The organism is Novosphingobium olei (genome assembly GCF_037076535.1).
Lineage (GTDB): Bacteria > Pseudomonadota > Alphaproteobacteria > Sphingomonadales > Sphingomonadaceae > Novosphingobium > Novosphingobium olei.
This window is the reverse complement of the sequence record NZ_AP029021.1, coordinates 876,971-893,208: the sequence shown is the minus strand read 5'-3', so window position 1 is coordinate 893,208 and position 16,238 is coordinate 876,971. Positions and strand designations below refer to the sequence as shown.

Annotated in this window: 19 protein-coding genes; 6 read left to right on the top strand and 13 right to left on the bottom strand. The window is 64.7% G+C overall.

Annotated elements, in window-relative coordinates; genetic code table 11:
* The 11 genes from rplV to rpsL all read right to left on the bottom strand — a co-directional run bounded on the left by rplV (position 1) and on the right by rpsL (position 8,480).
* Complete coding sequence (gene rplV / locus AACH40_RS04275; protein ID WP_169492439.1) at positions 1-378, bottom strand: 50S ribosomal protein L22; 378 nt, start codon at positions 376-378, stop codon at positions 1-3.
* Positions 378-656 carry a 30S ribosomal protein S19 gene (rpsS, locus tag AACH40_RS04270; RefSeq protein ID WP_169492438.1) on the bottom strand — a complete coding sequence of 93 codons (279 nt, stop codon included), beginning with the start codon at positions 654-656 and terminating at the stop codon, positions 378-380. Before rpsS ends, rplV begins: the two co-directional genes overlap by 1 nt.
* 6 nt (positions 657-662) lie before the next feature.
* A complete protein-coding gene (rplB, locus tag AACH40_RS04265) occupies positions 663-1,499 on the bottom strand; it encodes a 50S ribosomal protein L2 (RefSeq protein WP_169492437.1) in 837 nt (278 codons plus the stop codon).
* A 13-nt stretch (positions 1,500-1,512) separates the two neighbouring features.
* Positions 1,513-1,818 (bottom strand): 50S ribosomal protein L23, encoded by a 306-nt coding sequence (locus AACH40_RS04260; protein WP_169492436.1) that lies wholly within the window; start codon positions 1,816-1,818, stop codon positions 1,513-1,515.
* Positions 1,811-2,434, bottom strand: a complete 624-nt coding sequence (gene rplD, locus AACH40_RS04255; RefSeq protein WP_169492435.1) for a 50S ribosomal protein L4 — start codon at positions 2,432-2,434, stop codon at positions 1,811-1,813. Before rplD ends, AACH40_RS04260 begins: the two co-directional genes overlap by 8 nt.
* Before the next feature lie 3 nt (positions 2,435-2,437).
* On the bottom strand, positions 2,438-3,193 hold the full coding sequence (gene rplC, locus AACH40_RS04250) for a 50S ribosomal protein L3 (RefSeq protein ID WP_338644329.1): 756 nt from the start codon (positions 3,191-3,193) through the stop codon (positions 2,438-2,440).
* A gap of 299 nt (positions 3,194-3,492) precedes the next feature.
* Positions 3,493-3,804 carry a 30S ribosomal protein S10 gene (rpsJ, locus tag AACH40_RS04245; RefSeq protein WP_011444906.1) on the bottom strand — a complete coding sequence of 104 codons (312 nt, stop codon included), beginning with the start codon at positions 3,802-3,804 and terminating at the stop codon, positions 3,493-3,495.
* A gap of 155 nt (positions 3,805-3,959) precedes the next feature.
* Positions 3,960-5,150, bottom strand: a complete 1,191-nt coding sequence (gene tuf / locus AACH40_RS04240; protein WP_169492433.1) for an elongation factor Tu — start codon at positions 5,148-5,150, stop codon at positions 3,960-3,962.
* Between the two features lie 149 nt (positions 5,151-5,299).
* Entirely contained in the window at positions 5,300-7,372 is a 2,073-nt protein-coding gene (fusA, locus tag AACH40_RS04235) for an elongation factor G (protein ID WP_169492432.1), read from the bottom strand.
* Positions 7,373-7,470: 98 nt separating this feature from the next.
* On the bottom strand, positions 7,471-7,941 hold the full coding sequence (gene rpsG / locus AACH40_RS04230) for a 30S ribosomal protein S7 (RefSeq protein ID WP_169492431.1): 471 nt from the start codon (positions 7,939-7,941) through the stop codon (positions 7,471-7,473).
* Positions 7,942-8,108: 167 nt separating this feature from the next.
* Positions 8,109-8,480 (bottom strand): 30S ribosomal protein S12, encoded by a 372-nt coding sequence (gene rpsL, locus AACH40_RS04225; RefSeq protein ID WP_169492430.1) that lies wholly within the window; start codon positions 8,478-8,480, stop codon positions 8,109-8,111.
* Between the two features lie 382 nt (positions 8,481-8,862).
* On the opposite strand from rpsL, the gene add reads away from it, so the two are divergent.
* From add to AACH40_RS04195, 6 genes are all read left to right on the top strand, one after another.
* Positions 8,863-10,044 (top strand): adenosine deaminase, encoded by a 1,182-nt coding sequence (add, locus tag AACH40_RS04220; RefSeq protein ID WP_338644328.1) that lies wholly within the window; start codon positions 8,863-8,865, stop codon positions 10,042-10,044.
* A gap of 195 nt (positions 10,045-10,239) precedes the next feature.
* Positions 10,240-12,639, top strand: a complete 2,400-nt coding sequence (locus AACH40_RS04215) for a TonB-dependent receptor (RefSeq protein WP_338644327.1) — start codon at positions 10,240-10,242, stop codon at positions 12,637-12,639.
* Between the two features lie 236 nt (positions 12,640-12,875).
* Positions 12,876-13,556: an energy transducer TonB gene (locus AACH40_RS04210; protein ID WP_338644326.1), complete on the top strand. Its 681-nt coding sequence runs from the start codon at positions 12,876-12,878 to the stop codon at positions 13,554-13,556.
* A gap of 75 nt (positions 13,557-13,631) precedes the next feature.
* Positions 13,632-14,486: a kinase gene (locus AACH40_RS04205; RefSeq protein WP_422394882.1), complete on the top strand. Its 855-nt coding sequence runs from the start codon at positions 13,632-13,634 to the stop codon at positions 14,484-14,486.
* Between the two features lie 40 nt (positions 14,487-14,526).
* Positions 14,527-14,790 (top strand): hypothetical protein, encoded by a 264-nt coding sequence (locus AACH40_RS04200; protein WP_338644325.1) that lies wholly within the window; start codon positions 14,527-14,529, stop codon positions 14,788-14,790.
* Between the two features lie 131 nt (positions 14,791-14,921).
* Entirely contained in the window at positions 14,922-15,179 is a 258-nt protein-coding gene (locus AACH40_RS04195; protein WP_169492425.1) for a glycine zipper 2TM domain-containing protein, read from the top strand.
* Between the two features lie 27 nt (positions 15,180-15,206).
* On the opposite strand, the gene AACH40_RS04190 is transcribed toward AACH40_RS04195, so the two are convergent.
* The gene (locus tag AACH40_RS04190; RefSeq protein WP_169492424.1) at positions 15,207-15,695 is read right to left on the bottom strand and encodes a MarR family transcriptional regulator; all 489 of its coding nucleotides are present in this window, start codon (positions 15,693-15,695) and stop codon (positions 15,207-15,209) included.
* Between the two features lie 87 nt (positions 15,696-15,782).
* A complete protein-coding gene (locus tag AACH40_RS04185; protein WP_338644324.1) occupies positions 15,783-16,229 on the bottom strand; it encodes a hypothetical protein in 447 nt (148 codons plus the stop codon).
* Positions 16,230-16,238 lie beyond the last annotated feature (9 nt).

The following is a 16,238-nucleotide window of genomic DNA, read 5'->3' as shown; positions in this document are numbered from 1 at the left end:
TCAGGCCTCCTCGACTTCGCGAACGACGATCCGGAGGCGCGAGAACGGCTTCAGGATCCGGGTCGACTTGCCGCGACCACGGGTGTGGAAGCGCTTCATCGTGATCGACTTGCCGACCGAGGCTTCCGCCACGACGAGCGAGTCGACGTCCAGGTTGTGGTTGTTTTCCGCATTGGCGATCGCCGAGGCGAGAACCTTGCGCGCGTCAACCGCCATCGCCTTCTTCGAGAAGGCGAGGATGTTCATCGCGTCTTCGGCCTTGTGGCCACGGATCAGCGCCGCCACCAGGTTCAGCTTCTGCGCCGAACCACGGATCTGCGTGCCGACCGACAGCGCTTCCTTGTCGCCAACGCGACGGGGTGCCTTAGGCTTGCTCATCAGCGCTTGCCCTTCTTGTCAGCGGCGTGGCCGGGGAAGTTGCGCGTCGGAGCGAACTCGCCAAGCTTGTGGCCGACCATCTCTTCCGAGACGGAGACGGGGATGAACTTCTGCCCGTTGTAGACGTTGAACGTCAGACCAACGAACTGCGGGATGATGGTCGAACGACGCGACCAGGTCTTGATCGGGCCAGCGCGGCCGCCTGCATCCTGAGCGACTTCCGCTTTCTTCAGGAGGTGCAGGTCGACGAAGGGGCCCTTCCAGACGGAGCGTGCCATGGGGTGTTACCTCTTCTTCTTCGCGTGACGCGAACGGATGATCATCTTGTCCGTCTGCTTGTTGTGGCGGGTGCGTGCGCCCTTGGTCGGCTTGCCCCACGGGGTAACCGGATGACGGCCACCCGAGGTGCGGCCTTCACCACCACCGTGCGGGTGGTCGACCGGGTTCTTGGCGACGCCGCGGGTAAGCGGACGACGGCCGAGCCAGCGGTTGCGACCGGCCTTGGCAAGGTTCTGGTTGGCGTTGTCGGGGTTCGACACGGCGCCGACGGTGCCCATGCAATCGCCACGCAGGTAGCGCTGCTCGCCCGAGTTCAGGCGAACGATGACCATGCCGCGGTCACGACCGACGAGCTGGACATAGGTGCCTGCCGAACGGGCGATCTGGCCGCCCTTGCCCGGCTTCATCTCCACGTTGTGGATGATGGTGCCGACCGGCATCTGCGACAGAAGCATGGCGTTGCCCGGCTTCACGTCGGTCTTCTCACCGGCGACGATGGTGTCGCCGACGGCCAGACGCTGCGGCGCCAGGATGTAGGCCTGCTCGCCGTCCTCGTACTTGACGAGGGCGATGAACGCCGTGCGGTTGGGATCGTATTCCAGACGCTCGACGGTGGCCGGCATGTCCCACTTGCGACGCTTGAAGTCGATGTAGCGGTACTTCTGCTTGTGGCCGCCCGCGATACCGCGGCTGGTCACGTGGCCCTTGTTGTTGCGGCCGCCGGTCTTGCGCTTGCCTTCGGTCAGCGCCTTGACGGGCTTGCCCTTCCACAGCGCCGACTTGTCGACGAGGACCAGGCCGCGCCGGGCGGGGCTGGTCGGATTATAGGTCTTGAGTGCCATGGTTCTACCCGCCTCAGATACCGCTGGTGACGTCGATCGACTGGCCTGCTGCCAGCGTCACGACGGCCTTCTTGACGTCCGAGCGCTTGTAGGGCTTGCCCTTCCAGCGCTTGGTCTTGCCCTTCTGGGTCAGCGTGTTCACGCCGGTGACCTTCACGTTGAACAGGGCTTCAACCGCTGCCTTGATCTCCGGCTTGGTCGCCTTGTCGGCAACCTTGAAGACCACGGCGTTGTGCTCGGACAGCAGCGTCGACTTCTCGGTGATGTGGGGAGCCACGATCACGTCGTAGTGGCGCGTGTCGATCGCGTCCTTAGCCATTGAAACGCGCCTCCAGCTTTTCGACAGCAGCGCGCGTCAGCACCAGCGTGTCATGCTTCAGGATGTCGTAGACGTTGGCGCCCACTGCGGGGAGCACGTTCACGCCGACGATGTTGCGGGCGGCCTTGGCGAAGTTGTCGTTGACGCCTTCACCGTCGATCACGAGGACCTTCTTGCCGAAGCCCGACTTGGCGAGCGTGGCGGCCAGCGTCTTGGTCTTGCCTTCGACGTCGAGCGTGTCGACGATGACCAGACCGGCCTTCGCCTTCGACGAGAGCGCCATCTTGAGGCCGAGCGCGCGGACCTTCTTGTTCAGCGAGATGTTGAATTCGCGAACGCGGGGACCGTGAGCCTTACCACCGCCGATGAAGATCGGTGCCTTGCGGTCACCGTGACGGGCAGTACCGCCACCCTTCTGACGGCCGAACTTCTTGCCGGTGCGGGCAACGTCCGAACGCTCGCGCGCCTTGCGGGCGATGCCGCGGCGGTTTTCGAGCTGCCAGGTGACGACACGGTGCAGGATGTCGGCGCGCGGCTCGAGACCGAACACGTCGTCCGACAATTCGACTTCGCCGTTGCCGGTGGTGCCGTCGAGGTTGAGAACCTGAACCTTCACGACTTAGCCCTCCTGACCTTCGGTCGCTTCGACAGCCGCGACATCCGCGGGCGTGTCGGCAGCTGCCGAGTCATTGCTGTTGGCGGCCTGCTTCAGGCCGGCGGGATAGGGCGCTTCCGCATGGCGGTTGACCTTGACGGCGTCGCGGACGAGCAGCCAGCCGTTCTTCGAGCCAGGGACCGAGCCCTTGACGAAGATCAGGCCACGCTCATCGTCGGTGCGGACGATTTCGAGGTTCTGCTGGGTGCGCTGGCGGTCGCCCATGTGACCGGCCATCTTCTTGTTCTTGAAGACGCGGCCCGGATCCTGGCGGTTACCGGTCGAACCGTGGGCACGGTGCGAGATCGACACGCCGTGCGTGGCGCGCATACCGCCGAAGCCCCAGCGCTTCATCGCGCCCTGGAAGCCCTTGCCCTGGGTGTGGCCGGTGATGTCCACGTACTGGCCGGGGACGAAGTGCGAAGCGGCGATGGTCGAGCCCACTTCGAGCACGGCGTCGTCGGCGACGCGGAACTCGGCGACTTCCATCTTCAGCGCCACTTCCGCCTTGGCGAAGTGTTCGCGCTGCGGCTTGGCAACGTTCTTCTGCTTGGCTTCGCCGGCACCGAGCTGGAGAGCGACGTAACCGTCACGCTCAGCGGTGCGAACCGAAACCACCTGGCAATCTTCTAGCGACAGGACGGTGACCGGCACGTGCCGTCCGTCGTCCTGGAAAAGGCGAGTCATCCCCACCTTCTTCGCGATCACGCCGGTGCGCATGATCCATACTCCATCACAGAGGCCTGCCGGGCCCATCCCGACAGGCGTGTTCAGCCCGTATGTGAAGCATGCCCCCGACCGGGCTGAGTGCTCCTGCCAAACAGGAGCGATCGGGGGACGCTTGCCCGGCTATGCCCCGAAGGACGGCGCCGGAGGTATCCCTATGTCGCGGTGACCGATTTGCCACCAAGCCGGCTTTGGACCGGAAGGAATTGTGGACCCGAAGGTCCGAAACTTGCGTCGTTGATCTGTCCGCCTTCGGCCACCCCGGCCTTCGCCGGGGCTAAAGGCAAGCTCGCTTAGGCGAGCTTGATCTCGACGTTGACGCCGGCCGCAAGGTCCAGCTTCATCAGCGCATCGACGGTCGCAGCATTCGGCTGAACGATGTCGAGCAGGCGCTTGTAGGTGCGAACCTCGAACTGCTCACGCGACTTCTTGTCGATGTGCGGGCCGCGGTTGACGCAGAACTTCTCGATGCGCGTCGGGAGCGGAATGGGGCCCCGGATGAGCGCGCCGGTGCGGCGGGCGGTGTCAGCGATTTCGCCGGTTGCCTGATCAAGTACGCGATGATCGAAGGCCTTGAGGCGAATGCGGATGTTCTGGGCTTCCATGTCCGTTTACCGATGCGAAAGAGCGTAAAACAAAAAATCCAGTCGCCCCACCCTCTCACCCTGCCCCAGCTGATGAAGCGCGGGGAAAGCGGGCCGACTGAATCAAAAAACCGGCCCGGCGGAGGAGCGAATCCCCCGCCGGTGCGCGGCCTATATTACTTCGTGATCTTGCTGACAACCCCCGAACCGACGGTGCGGCCGCCTTCGCGAATTGCGAAGCGAAGACCTTCATCCATCGCGATCGGAGCGATCAGCTTGACCGACAGCGTGACGTTGTCGCCAGGCATCACCATCTCGGTGCCCTCGGGAAGGATCACTTCGCCGGTGACGTCGGTGGTGCGGAAGTAGAACTGCGGGCGGTAGTTGGCGAAGAACGGCGTGTGACGGCCACCTTCGTCCTTCGACAGCACGTAGACCTCGGCCGAGAACTCGGTGTGCGGCTTGACCGAACCGGGCTTGCAGAGGACCTGGCCGCGCTCGACGTCTTCACGCTTGATGCCGCGAACCAGCGCACCGATGTTGTCGCCGGCTTCACCCTGGTCGAGCAGCTTGCGGAACATTTCGACGCCGGTGACGGTGGTCTTGGTGGTGTCCTTGAGGCCGACGATCTCGACTTCTTCACCAACCTTGACGATGCCGGTCTCGACGCGGCCGGTCACGACCGTACCACGACCCGAGATCGAGAACACGTCTTCGACCGGCATCAGGAACGGCTTGTCGGTCGGGCGCGGCGGCTGCGGGATGTAGCTGTCGACAGCGGCCATCAGCTCGTTGATCGAGTTCTTGCCGATGTTGTCGTCGCGACCTTCGAGAGCGGCCAGAGCCGAACCCTTGATGATCGGAATATCGTCGCCCGGGAAGTCGTACGACGACAGCAGCTCGCGAACTTCGAGTTCGACCAGCTCGAGGATTTCCTCGTCGTCGACCTGGTCGACCTTGTTCATGTACACGACCAGCGCCGGCACGCCGACCTGGCGGGCAAGCAGGATGTGCTCGCGGGTCTGCGGCATCGGGCCGTCAGCGGCGTTCACGACCAGGATCGCGCCGTCCATCTGGGCGGCACCGGTGATCATGTTCTTCACGTAGTCCGCGTGACCCGGGCAGTCGACGTGGGCGTAGTGGCGGTTGGCGGTTTCGTACTCGACGTGGGCGGTCGAGATGGTGATGCCGCGCTCGCGCTCTTCCGGAGCCTTGTCGATGTTCGCGTAGTCGGTGAACGTCGCGCCGCCGGTTTCCGCGAGCACCTTGGTGATCGCAGCCGTCAGCGTGGTCTTGCCATGGTCGACGTGACCGATGGTGCCGATGTTGCAGTGCGGCTTGGTCCGCTCAAACTTAGCCTTAGCCATTGCTCAAACCTTCTTTTCGCTAAATGTTGATTGCTCTTGGAGGCGGCACCAGCCGGACTCGCCAGAAAATCAGGCGCCGCCCCTAGCCTGATCGGATCGATCAGGCAAGCATTACAGGTGGGTCTTCAGAACCGTTCGGATCGACCCGATCAGGCCAGCTTCGACTTGAGTTCGGTCGCGACGTTCGCCGGGACCTCGTCATAGTGCGAGAACTGCATCGAGTAGTTCGCCCGGCCCTGCGTGAACGAGCGCAGCTGGTTCACGTAGCCGAACATGTTCGCGAGCGGAACCATGGCTTCGACGACCTGGGCGTTACCCCGGCTGTCGGTGCCCTGGATCTGGCCACGGCGGCTGTTGATGTCGCCGATGACGTCGCCCATGAACTCTTCCGGCGTCACGACCTCGACCTTCATGATCGGTTCGAGGACCTTGATGCCCGACTTCTGGGCCGCTTCGCGCATGGCGCCGCGGGCACAGATTTCGAAGGCCAGTGCCGACGAGTCGACGTCGTGGTACGCGCCGTCGTAGAGCAGGACTTCGAAGTCGATGATCGGGAAGCCGATCAGCGAGCCGGTTTCGGCGGTTTCGCGGAAGCCCTTCTCGATCGCGGGGATATATTCCTTCGGAATGTTACCGCCCTTGATCTCGTCCTTGAAGACGAAGCCCGAACCGCGCTCACCCGGGGTCAGCTTGACCTTGACGCGGCCGAACTGGCCGGTGCCGCCCGACTGCTTCTTGTGGGTGTAGTCGATGTCGACCGGCTTGCCGAGGTATTCGCGGTAGGCCACCTGCGGCGCGCCGACGTTGGCTTCGACCTTGAATTCGCGACGCATGCGGTCGACGAGGATTTCAAGGTGAAGTTCGCCCATGCCCTTGATGATGGTCTGGCCCGATTCATGGTCGGTCGAGACGCGGAACGAAGGGTCTTCGGCCGAGAGACGGTTGAGCGCGATGCCCATCTTCTCCTGGTCGGCCTTGGTCTTCGGTTCCACCGAAAGCTCGATGACCGGCTCGGGGAATTCCATGCGCTCAAGGATGATCGGCTGCTTTTCGGCGCAGAGCGTGTCGCCCGTCGTCGTTTCCTTCAGACCGGCCAGAGCAACGATGTCGCCCGCATAGGCGGTATCGATGTCTTCGCGGTTGTTGGAGTGCATCAGCAGCATGCGGCCGACCTTCTCCTTCTTGTTCTTCACCGAGTTCAGGTAGCTGCCCTTGGTCAGCGTGCCCGAATAGATGCGGGTGAAGGTCAGCGAGCCGACGAAGGGGTCGTTCATGATCTTGAACGCGAGCGCCGAGAACGGAGCATCGTCCGAGGTCGCACGGGTGTCCGGCTCGTCGGTGTCGGGGTTCACGCCCTGCACGTCAGGAATGTCGAGCGGCGAAGGCAGGTAGTCGACGACCGCGTCGAGCAGCGCCTGGACGCCCTTGTTCTTGAACGCCGAGCCGCACAGCACGGGCACGAACGCCTGCGCCAGCGTGCCCTTGCGGATCAGCGCCTTGAGCGTTGCGACGTCGGGCTCGTTGCCTTCGAGGTAGGCTTCCATCGCATCGTCGTCCTGTTCGACGGCGAGTTCGATGAGCTGCGAGCGATAGAGCTCGGCCTCGTCGGCGAGGTCGGCCGGGATTTCTTCGTAGAAGAATTCGGCGCCCAGCGATTCGTCCTTCCAGATGATCGCGCGCTGTTCGACGAGGTCGACCAGGCCCTTGAAGTCGCTTTCGGCGCCGATCGGCAGATACAGCACCGCGGGCTTGGCACCCAGGCGGTCGATGATCGTCTGCACGCAGTACTTGAAGTTCGCGCCGGTGCGGTCGAGCTTGTTGATGAAGCACATGCGCGGCACGCCGTACTTGTCGGCCTGGCGCCACACGGTTTCCGACTGCGGCTCGACGCCGGCAACGCCGTCGAACGCGGCGACCGCGCCGTCAAGCACGCGCAGCGAACGTTCGACTTCGATGGTGAAGTCGACGTGGCCGGGGGTGTCGATGATGTTCAGGCGGTGATCCTGCCAGAAGCAGGTCGTCGCGGCCGACGTGATCGTGATGCCGCGTTCCTGTTCCTGTTCCATCCAGTCCATGGTGGCGGCGCCGTCGTGGACTTCGCCGATCTTGTAGGACTTGCCGGTGTAGTAAAGGATGCGCTCGGTCGTCGTCGTCTTGCCGGCGTCGATGTGCGCCATGATGCCGAAGTTGCGATAGCGCTCGAGCGGATGGCTGCGGGCCATGGGAGGTTTCCTTGGGTGCTGGGGAGGCCTGAATGTCAGGCCCGCCCCATATGGTTACGTTCGTGACCGTTTAAAGACGCCAGAAACGTCCGGACACCTTACCAGCGGTAGTGGCTGAACGCGCGGTTCGCGTCGGCCATGCGGTGGGTGTCTTCGCGCTTCTTGACCGCGTTGCCGCGGTTGTTGGCGGCGTCGAGCAGCTCGCCCGAAAGGCGGGCCGACATCGTGGTCTCGCTGCGGTTGCGCGCAGCGGTGATCAGCCAGCGGATGGCGAGCGCCTGGGCGCGTTCCGGACGGACTTCGACCGGGACCTGGTAGGTCGCACCACCGACGCGGCGCGAACGGACTTCGATCTGCGGCTTCACGTTGTTCAGCGCATCGTGGAACAGCTGCAGCGGGTCCGCCTTGGCGCGGGTCTGCATGGTGTCCAGCGCACCGTACACGATCGACTCAGCGACCGACTTCTTGCCGTCGAGCATGAGGTTGTTCATGAACTTCGACAGGACCTGATCACCGAACTTCGGATCAGGCAGGATTTCCCGCTTTTCGGGACGACGACGACGAGACATCGCAAATTCCTTGTTAAACCGCCGCAAGACCCTTTGAAATCCGTCATCCCAGCGAAGGCTGGGATCGTTTTCGGCCTGTTGCGACGTTTGTAAAACCTTAGAGCGAACCGCTCCTCAAGGCCGCCAGCGATCCCAGCCTTCGCTGGGATGACGGCCTGAAGGGGCCGTCACTTCGGACGCTTGGCGCCGTACTTCGAGCGGCTCTGCTTGCGATCCTTGACGCCCTGGGTGTCGAGCACGCCGCGCAGGACGTGGTAGCGAACGCCCGGAAGGTCGCGCACACGGCCGCCGCGGATCAGCACAACCGAGTGCTCCTGCAGGTTGTGGCCTTCACCCGGAATGTACGAGATGACTTCGCGGCTGTTGGTCAGACGGATCTTGGCGACCTTGCGAAGCGCCGAGTTCGGCTTCTTCGGGGTGGTCGTGTAGACGCGGGTGCAAACGCCGCGCTTCTGCGGGTTCTGCTCCATCGCAGGGACCTTGCTCTTGGCCTTCTGCGGTTCGCGACCCTTGCGGATCAGCTGGTTGATCGTAGGCATGAAGTACTCTTCACCTTGACTGTGGCGCTCGGGGCCGCGTGGCGAAGAGAGAAAAGACCGTCACCGCTTGTCAAAAGCGGGCGCTGCCCTTGCAAAAGGACACCATGACGAGCTTGAAACGCTCCACCCGTGCCTTGGCGCCGGGTTACTTTGACGGATGACGCGAAAGACGGGTCTTGCGCACGCACCGGCAATGTTCAGCTCTTCCCGCAAACCGAATCCGGCTGCGGAACGCTGCGGCCCCTAGTGGAGACGGGCCGCCCGGTCAAGCGGGAGCGTGTTTTCGGCCCTGCCGGCGAGGCCGGTCGAACAAGGCGCTGGACATAGCGCGCGCCTCGTTGGGATAGGTGCAACGAACGCGACAGAGGAGCAAGTACCGGAGATGGGGCTGACAAGGCGGGACATGGTGCGGGGCGCTGCAGCGATCGGCGGCGCGATGATGGCAGGCCGTACACTGGCCCAGGAAGCGACGCCCGCGGCTGCGACGCCCGCGCCAGCCCCGTTTGCGCTGCCGCCCATGCCGGTGCCGGCAACCCCTGATGAAATCGACATGGCGCGCTTCATCCGCGTGATGCCCAAGGCCGAATACCACGTGCATCTCGAAGGCACGCTCGAGGCCGAGATGAAGTTCATGCTTGCCCAGCGAAACGGCATCACCCTGCCCTTCGCCGATGTCGCCGCGATGAAGGCGAGCTATCAGTACCACGACCTTCCGAGTTTCCTGGCGATCTACTACGACGGGATGAAGGTGCTGGTCACCGAGCAGGACTTCCACGATCTTGCGCTCGCCTATCTCGCCAAGGCGGCATCGCAGAACGTGCTGCATACAGAGATGTTCTTCGATCCGCAGGAACACCTCAAGCGCGGCGTCGCGATGGAGACGGTCATCCTGGGCATCAGTCGCGCCCGTGCGGAGGCGGCCAAGCTCTACGGCATTTCCTCGGGCCTCATCCTGTGCTTCGTGCGCGATCTCGATCCGCATACCGCGATGGAAGCGCTCGACGCCGCCCTCCCCTATCGCGAGCATCTGGTGGGGGTGGGTCTCGACAGCGACGAAAGGGGGCACCCGCCCGGCAAGTTCGCCGCGCATTTCGCCAAGGCGCGCGCCGCCGGGTTGAAAGTGACCGTCCACTGCGACGTCAACCAGGAGAACACGCTCGCCCACATTCGCCAGGCGATCGTTGACCTGAAGGTCGACCGCATCGACCACGGCGGCAACATCCTGCAGTCGCCGGAACTGGTCGCCTTGGCCAAACAGCGCGGTCTGTCATTCACCGTGTGTCCGAGCTTTTCTGGACAAGTCCGCGGCGAAAGCGGCGATATCGAAGTGGTGCGCGGAATGCTCGACGCCGGGCTCAACGTGACGATCGCTTCGGACGATCCGGCCTATATGGGCAGCGAGTACCTGACCGAGGTGCTGATCCGCGCACAAAGGCGCAGCAATCTGACCAAGGCCGAACTGCTGCAGATCGAACGCAATGCGATCAGCGCGGCGTGGCTGGGCGACGAATACAAGGCACGCATGCTGGCCCGGCTCGACATCTTCGCGAAGGCGTGGGCCTGATCCCTTCCAAATAACACCATGTTCCCAGCAGGTTGAACGCCGCCTGTTGCAATGGAATCACAGGCGGGCGGCAAATCAATGCTGCACCTGCAGGCAGGATTGCGCGACCCTGCGCAGTTGCAGCAATAAGACCCCATGACGCCAATCGGCGTCGTTAAGAACACAACCCTTATGTTGTTGCAGGGAGGACTTGAAATGGCCCGTCACGCCATCACGGCGCGCAGCATGCTGCTCGCTTCGACCACCGCGCTTTTCTTTGTCGCTGCGCCGGCCCACGCCCAGACCGCCGACGCTACGGCTTCGGACGGCAACGAAATCATCGTCACCGCCACCAAGCGCGCACAGAGCATCCAGGAAGTGCCGTTCTCGGTGAACGCGCAGACGTCGGCGCAGATCGAGAAGATGGGCGCCAACTCGATCGAGGACATCTCGCGCGCGGTCGCCGGCCTTACCGTCCAGAACCTCGGGCCCGGCCAGAGCCAGGTCTCGGTGCGCGGCGTCTCGGCCGGCCAGATCGTCCGCGACCAGCCCGGCGTCAAGGAACAGGTCGGCATTTACCTCGATGAATCGGTGACCTCGCTGTCGCTGTTCACCCCCGATTTCGATCTGTTCGACCTTAACCGCGTCGAAACGCTGCGCGGTCCGCAGGGCACCCTGTTCGGTTCCGGTTCGGTCGGCGGCACGGTCCGCTACATCACCAACCAGCCCAAGCTCGGCAAGACCGAGGGCCAGGTTGCCGGCGACGTCAACGTATTCAAGGGCGGCGACGTGGGCTATTCGCTCAAGGGCGCGGTGAACGTGCCGCTGGGCGAAAAGGCCGCGTTGCGCGTGGTCGGCTATGGCGAACACTTCGCCGGCTTCATCAACGCCATCGGCCCGGCCGCCGGCAAGAACATCAACGATGGCGAACGCTTCGGCGGCCGCGCCGCGCTGCTGCTCGAACCCGTCGAAGGGCTCAAGATCACGCCGCGCATCGTCTACCAGGATATCAAGGTCAACGGCTTCAACCGCGAGGACGTCTACAACCTCTACCAGAGCCCGCTGGCCGGCGGCGCGCCGATCGACGAGCGCACGCAGTACCTGAAGCTGCGCGAGCAGTTCCACGACAAGACCACGCTCGCTGACCTGACCATCAACGCGCCTGTGACGGACAACATCGATGTGACTTCGGTGACGAGCTACATCCACCGCAACATCCTCGTCAGCCGCGATGCATCGGCGCTGACCGGTTCGGTCGGGGTCAGCCTGGGCCTGCCCGCAGATGCGATCAACCTGCCTTCGAACCTGCGCGATACCACCAAGCTCGACACCTGGACGCAGGAACTGCGCCTGTCCTCCACCGGTGCGGGCCCGCTGCAGTGGGTGCTCGGCGGCTTCTACAGCGACATCAAGCGCACCTACGCACAGCGCCTGCCGACGCCCGGCTACGATGCCTATATCGACGCGGCGCTGGGCGCGGGCGTGTCCGATGCCGTGGCCAACGGCTTCCCGGCGGATTCGCCCTACAACGCCGACATTCCCTACAAGATCAAGCAGTTCGCGGTGTTTGGTGAAGCCAGCTACAAGGCTGGCGACTTCAAGCTGACCGCCGGCGGCCGCTATTACGACTTCAAGGAAACCCGCAACTTCATCTCCGGCGGCGTCTTCGCCAACGGCGATCGCAATATCGGCGACAAGACCAAGTCGAACGGCTTCAACCCGCGCTTCATCGTCAGCTACGAACCCAGCCGCGACCTGTCGTTCAACGTGCAGGCGTCGAAGGGCTTCCGCCTTGGCGGCGTGAACGATCCACTCAACATCCCGCTCTGCTCGGGCGGCGCCAACGGTCCGGATGCCGCAACTTACGGTGGGCGTCCGAACTACAAGGACGAAAGCCTGTGGAACTACGAAGCCGGCGTGAAGGCTTCGACCAGCGGGGTGACCTTCAACGCCGCGGTGTTCTACAACCGCATCCGCAACCTGCAGGTGACGGCGGACGCCGGCTCGTGCTCGTCGCGCGTGGTGTTCAACGTGCCCAAGGCGCACACCGCGGGTCTTGAAGTCGAACTCAGCGCGCGCCCCGCGCCGGGCTTCGACCTGTCGATCAACGGCAGCGTGATCGATTCCAAGTTCGACAGCAACGTGACCGACGCCGGCGGCAACATCATTGCGGGCATCCGCGATGGCAACCGCCTGCCGACCGTGCCGAAGTTCCAGATGTCGGCCACCGCCAGCTACGCCTATGCCGTTGCCGACGACATGGACTGGACCTTCAACGCCACCTTCAGCCACGTCGGCAACCGGTTCACCCAGCCGTCCGACCAGGAAGCCGGCGCGGGCAACTTCAGCAACTCGCTGTTCTTCAACCCGGCCACCGGCGCTTCGGGTTCGGGAACCTACAGCTTCGGCTCGTACCAGTTGCCGAGCTACAACCTCGTCAACCTGTCGACCGGGGTTGAATGGAAGAACGGCCTGTCGGTTCTGCTCTACGTCAACAACCTGTTCGACGAAACGCCGCTGCTCTCGCTCGACCGCGAACGCGGTGGCCGCGCGCGCATCGGCTACAACATCGGCACGCCGCGCAAGATCGGCATGACGGTGCGCAAGAGCTTCTGATCTTCGGCCCGACCGCCCGGCAATGGGCGGACCCGGCCAGGCTCGAAGGGCCCCTCTTCCCCGGCGGAAGAGGGGCCTCTTGTTTTTTGGAACGGAACCGGGCCGTTCGTTTGTTCTACCTTTGCGGTAGAGAAATAAGGCGTAGGCTTGCTCGAATAACCAGACCGTCCCCGGCCTTTGATCCGACAGGCCGGTCGAGCAAGGGATCGGGGCGGCATTCGAGAGAGGGTGTGGCCATGGGATATGGAGCGGAACGCGGCGGGCGTAGAAGGCTCGGTGCAGGCGCGGCGGTGATCGCGCTGCATGTGGGGTTGGGAGCGGCGCTGCTCTCCACCTTTGCGGGCGGGATTATCACCCGGGTGATCGACAGGGGCCTCGACAACCAGAACTGGAACTGGATGCCACCGCCGCCCAAGCCGCCAAAGCCCGAACCATCGCCACGCACTGCGGCGCGCGCGCATACCGACAGCACCGCGCCGCGCACGCCGCTGGATCCGCTGGTTCCATCGACAGACACGCGAACGCTTGATCCTGGGCCCCTGCTTCCGCCCCTGGGACCGATCGATCTCGGTCCCAAGGAGCCGTTCCTCAAGCCCGATCCGTCACCAACGCCCACCGGCCCGGCCACGGCGGCGCGGGCCAAGGGCGATCCCGGCAGCTGGATCACCCGCAACGACTATCCCACGCGGGCGATCCGCGAGGAATGGACCGGCGTTACCCGCCTGCGCCTGAGCATCGGTGCAGACGGACGGCCGAGCGGCTGCGAAGTGACGGCGAGCAGCGGACATCCCGAACTCGACACCGTGGCCTGCGACCGCGTCACCCGGCGCGCACGGTTCGAACCTGCTCGCAGCAGCGAAGGCACCGCCATGCCGGGCGCATACGAGACGGCTGTACGCTGGGTCCTGCAAGACTGATCGCAACGGGGCGGCGGCTGGTCAGTCGGCCGCCGCCCTGTTAGGCCTGCCCCGGCAATCGCCGCGGGAGAACACGTGACTGGGCCCCTGTCCGCCCTCGACATCGTCGATGCCGAGCTCGCAAAGCTCCTGCCATCGCACGAAGGCCGCCTGCTGGTCATTGGACTGAGCGGCGCGCAAGGATCGGGGAAGTCGACGCTTGCCACAGCCCTCGCCGCGCGGCTTGGGGCACGCGGCTGCGCCACGGCGATCCTCTCGCTCGACGATCTCTATCGCACGAAGGCCGAGCGGCGCATCCTTGCCGAAACGGTCCATCCATTGCTTGCCACGCGCGGCGTCCCCGGCACGCACGACATCGCGCTCGGCTTCGACGTGATCGCCGCGCTTCAGCGGGGCGAAGCGGCTGCGCTGCCCCGCTTCGACAAGGGCGCCGACGATCGCCTGCCCGAAGCGCAATGGCCCCGGGCAAACCGGGATACTCGCGTGCTGATCCTCGAAGGCTGGTGCCTCGGCGCAAGGCCGCAAGGCGCGGCAGGCCTTTCGCGGCCGATCAACAGGCTCGAAGCGGAAGAAGATCCCGATGGACGTTGGCGCGGCCATGCCGATGCGGCGCTGGCCGGAGACTATGCCACGCTGTTTGCGCGGATCGACTTCCTCGTGATGTTGCGCGCCCCCGGCTTCGACATCGTCGCACGGTGGCGCGGCGAACAGGAAGAGCCGCTGCGCCAGGCGGGGCGAGGCATGGACTCCGTCGCACTCGCCCGGTTCATCGCCCACTACGAGCGCATCACGCGTGCGCTGCTGGATGATCTCCCGGACCGCGCCGACCTCGTCATCGACCTGGATGAAGACCGTAGCGTGCTGGGCGTGCGGCGGAATGCGCGCGCAGGGGCCTTCGAGGAGGAACGCCTTCCCCCTCCGCCCGGTTGATCGCGTGCACCGATGATCATGAACGCGGTGCGGGAGAACGATGATGAACGGCAAGAACAACGGCAACGTCCCCGGCGCGCAGGGCGGTGGGGCAGACCAAGGCTCGCTCGGCGGGCAGATGGGCGGCGACCATCGCCAGGGTCACGGCCAGGACGGGCGGCCCGCATCGCAGGCTGAACAGCAACAGGGCGGCGGTGACCGGAAGGGCAATGGGTCGCAGCAGATGGAGCAGCAGCAGGACGCCGGCAGCGACGGTCAGCGCGGCGGGATGTCTCGCCAGCAGCGGCGTCAGCAGGACAGCTGACGGCCGGCGAGGCGCGCTGCGACGAGCGGTTGGCCGCAACCGCTCTGGCAGCCGCGCCGGAACTCGGGCAGGAATGGAGCGTTGGCGGGCACGTTTCGCTCGTTCCATTCCGATCCACAGGAGTTCGTTCGATGTTCCGATTTACCCGCCCCGCCCTGCTCGCCGTCGGCGCCCTTTCGGTCCTTGCCGCAGCCCCCGCCGAGGCGCGTTGCGGCAAGCGCCTTTCGAAGACCGAAGGTGCCGTCGTCGGTGCGGCCGGCGGCGCCATTCTCGGCAACGTGATTGCCGGTGGCACCACTGCCACCATCCTCGGCGCGGCCGCTGGCGGTGTCGCAGGGCACGAAATCGCCAAGAAGGGGCAGCGCAAGTGCCGGTATTACCGCCGCTGATGCACTGACCGCTCGCGCTTGGTCAGTTCAGCCTGCGGGCTGTGCCTTGGCCTTGGCCATCGCCTTGTCGAGCGCGAGCAGCATGCCTTCCAGCCAGCCGTCCATGGCCAGCAGGCCCCGGTCGGTCAGGCGGACGAACGTACGGCGGCCATCGCGGCCGTCGTCTTCGCGTTCAACCAGCCCCTTGGCTTCAAGAATGCGCAGCCAGCGCAGGGCTGTCGTCGGCGGCACGTGGGCCCCGATGCAGGCGCTGGTGGTCGGTACGCGGCGATCCTCGCGCGCGGCGACGTAGAGGTCGAGCAGGATGTCCCAGGTGGGCTCACCGAACAGGTCGCCGCTCAGGAAGCGTTCGCGCTTGCGCCTGCCGACATAGAGTTCGTGGGCAAGCGCCAGCGCGGCATGGCCGGTGGTGGTGGTGGGGACGAGCGAACCGTCCTCGCGGTCCGTGCTGTTGGGGAGTTGCTGAACGGCCAGGCTTCCCTCGCGCCCTGCGGCAATCATCGATCTTACCGTCATCCTGTTACTTCCTTCGGTCCCGGACCGCCATGCGCCGGCCTGGCCAGCAGCTTGGGGGTCCACATGGCGGCACGAAGGCCGCCTTTCTCAGGCCGGACGCCAGGCATCATATGCGCCAACGCGGCGTGATCTTGCGACGTGTGCGACCGTGCCGATCACCAGGACGCAAAGCTGGAAGACGAAGGGAACCTGGGTCATTGCCCAGTACGCCCAACGGACCATGTCCAGCTCCCACACCTTGGCAATGTGCCCCATGACCACGATCACCTGGCCCGAACCGACCCACAGGGGCCAGCCGCGGTTGGCCCTCAGCGCTATCCACAGCAGGGAGATGAACGCCCAGGTGTCGATCACGAGATGGCCGGGATTGATGGCGAACCAATCAGGTGCGCCGAACCAGGTGTGGTTCGCAACGTCGAGTGCGAAAGTGGCGAAAAGCACCGCGGCCACGAGCCGTTCGGGCTCACCGCCGCGCCGTGCCGCGAAGAGCACGGTGACGATCAGGGCAATGCGAGGGATCCAGAGCGAAAGCATCTGCGCATC

What these genes read in the sequence shown, in the direction of transcription:
- AACH40_RS04190 (WP_169492424.1), bottom strand. Translation starts at nt 15,695, where the DNA reads ATGACGGTAAGATCGATGATTGCCGCAGGGCGCGAGGGAAGCCTGGCC.
- tuf (WP_169492433.1), bottom strand. Translation starts at nt 5,150, where the DNA reads ATGGCTAAGGCTAAGTTTGAGCGGACCAAGCCGCACTGCAACATCGGC.
- fusA (WP_169492432.1), bottom strand. Translation starts at nt 7,372, where the DNA reads ATGGCCCGCAGCCATCCGCTCGAGCGCTATCGCAACTTCGGCATCATG.
- rplV (WP_169492439.1), bottom strand. Translation starts at nt 378, where the DNA reads ATGAGCAAGCCTAAGGCACCCCGTCGCGTTGGCGACAAGGAAGCGCTG.
- AACH40_RS04215 (WP_338644327.1), top strand. Translation starts at nt 10,240, where the DNA reads ATGGCCCGTCACGCCATCACGGCGCGCAGCATGCTGCTCGCTTCGACC.
- rplB (WP_169492437.1), bottom strand. Translation starts at nt 1,499, where the DNA reads ATGGCACTCAAGACCTATAATCCGACCAGCCCCGCCCGGCGCGGCCTG.
- rpsL (WP_169492430.1), bottom strand. Translation starts at nt 8,480, where the DNA reads ATGCCTACGATCAACCAGCTGATCCGCAAGGGTCGCGAACCGCAGAAG.
- AACH40_RS04200 (WP_338644325.1), top strand. Translation starts at nt 14,527, where the DNA reads ATGATGAACGGCAAGAACAACGGCAACGTCCCCGGCGCGCAGGGCGGT.
- rpsJ (WP_011444906.1), bottom strand. Translation starts at nt 3,804, where the DNA reads ATGGAAGCCCAGAACATCCGCATTCGCCTCAAGGCCTTCGATCATCGC.
- AACH40_RS04260 (WP_169492436.1), bottom strand. Translation starts at nt 1,818, where the DNA reads ATGGCTAAGGACGCGATCGACACGCGCCACTACGACGTGATCGTGGCT.
- AACH40_RS04185 (WP_338644324.1), bottom strand. Translation starts at nt 16,229, where the DNA reads ATGCTTTCGCTCTGGATCCCTCGCATTGCCCTGATCGTCACCGTGCTC.
- rpsS (WP_169492438.1), bottom strand. Translation starts at nt 656, where the DNA reads ATGGCACGCTCCGTCTGGAAGGGCCCCTTCGTCGACCTGCACCTCCTG.
- rplC (WP_338644329.1), bottom strand. Translation starts at nt 3,193, where the DNA reads ATGCGCACCGGCGTGATCGCGAAGAAGGTGGGGATGACTCGCCTTTTC.
- AACH40_RS04195 (WP_169492425.1), top strand. Translation starts at nt 14,922, where the DNA reads ATGTTCCGATTTACCCGCCCCGCCCTGCTCGCCGTCGGCGCCCTTTCG.
- AACH40_RS04210 (WP_338644326.1), top strand. Translation starts at nt 12,876, where the DNA reads ATGGGATATGGAGCGGAACGCGGCGGGCGTAGAAGGCTCGGTGCAGGC.
- rpsG (WP_169492431.1), bottom strand. Translation starts at nt 7,941, where the DNA reads ATGTCTCGTCGTCGTCGTCCCGAAAAGCGGGAAATCCTGCCTGATCCG.
- add (WP_338644328.1), top strand. Translation starts at nt 8,863, where the DNA reads ATGGGGCTGACAAGGCGGGACATGGTGCGGGGCGCTGCAGCGATCGGC.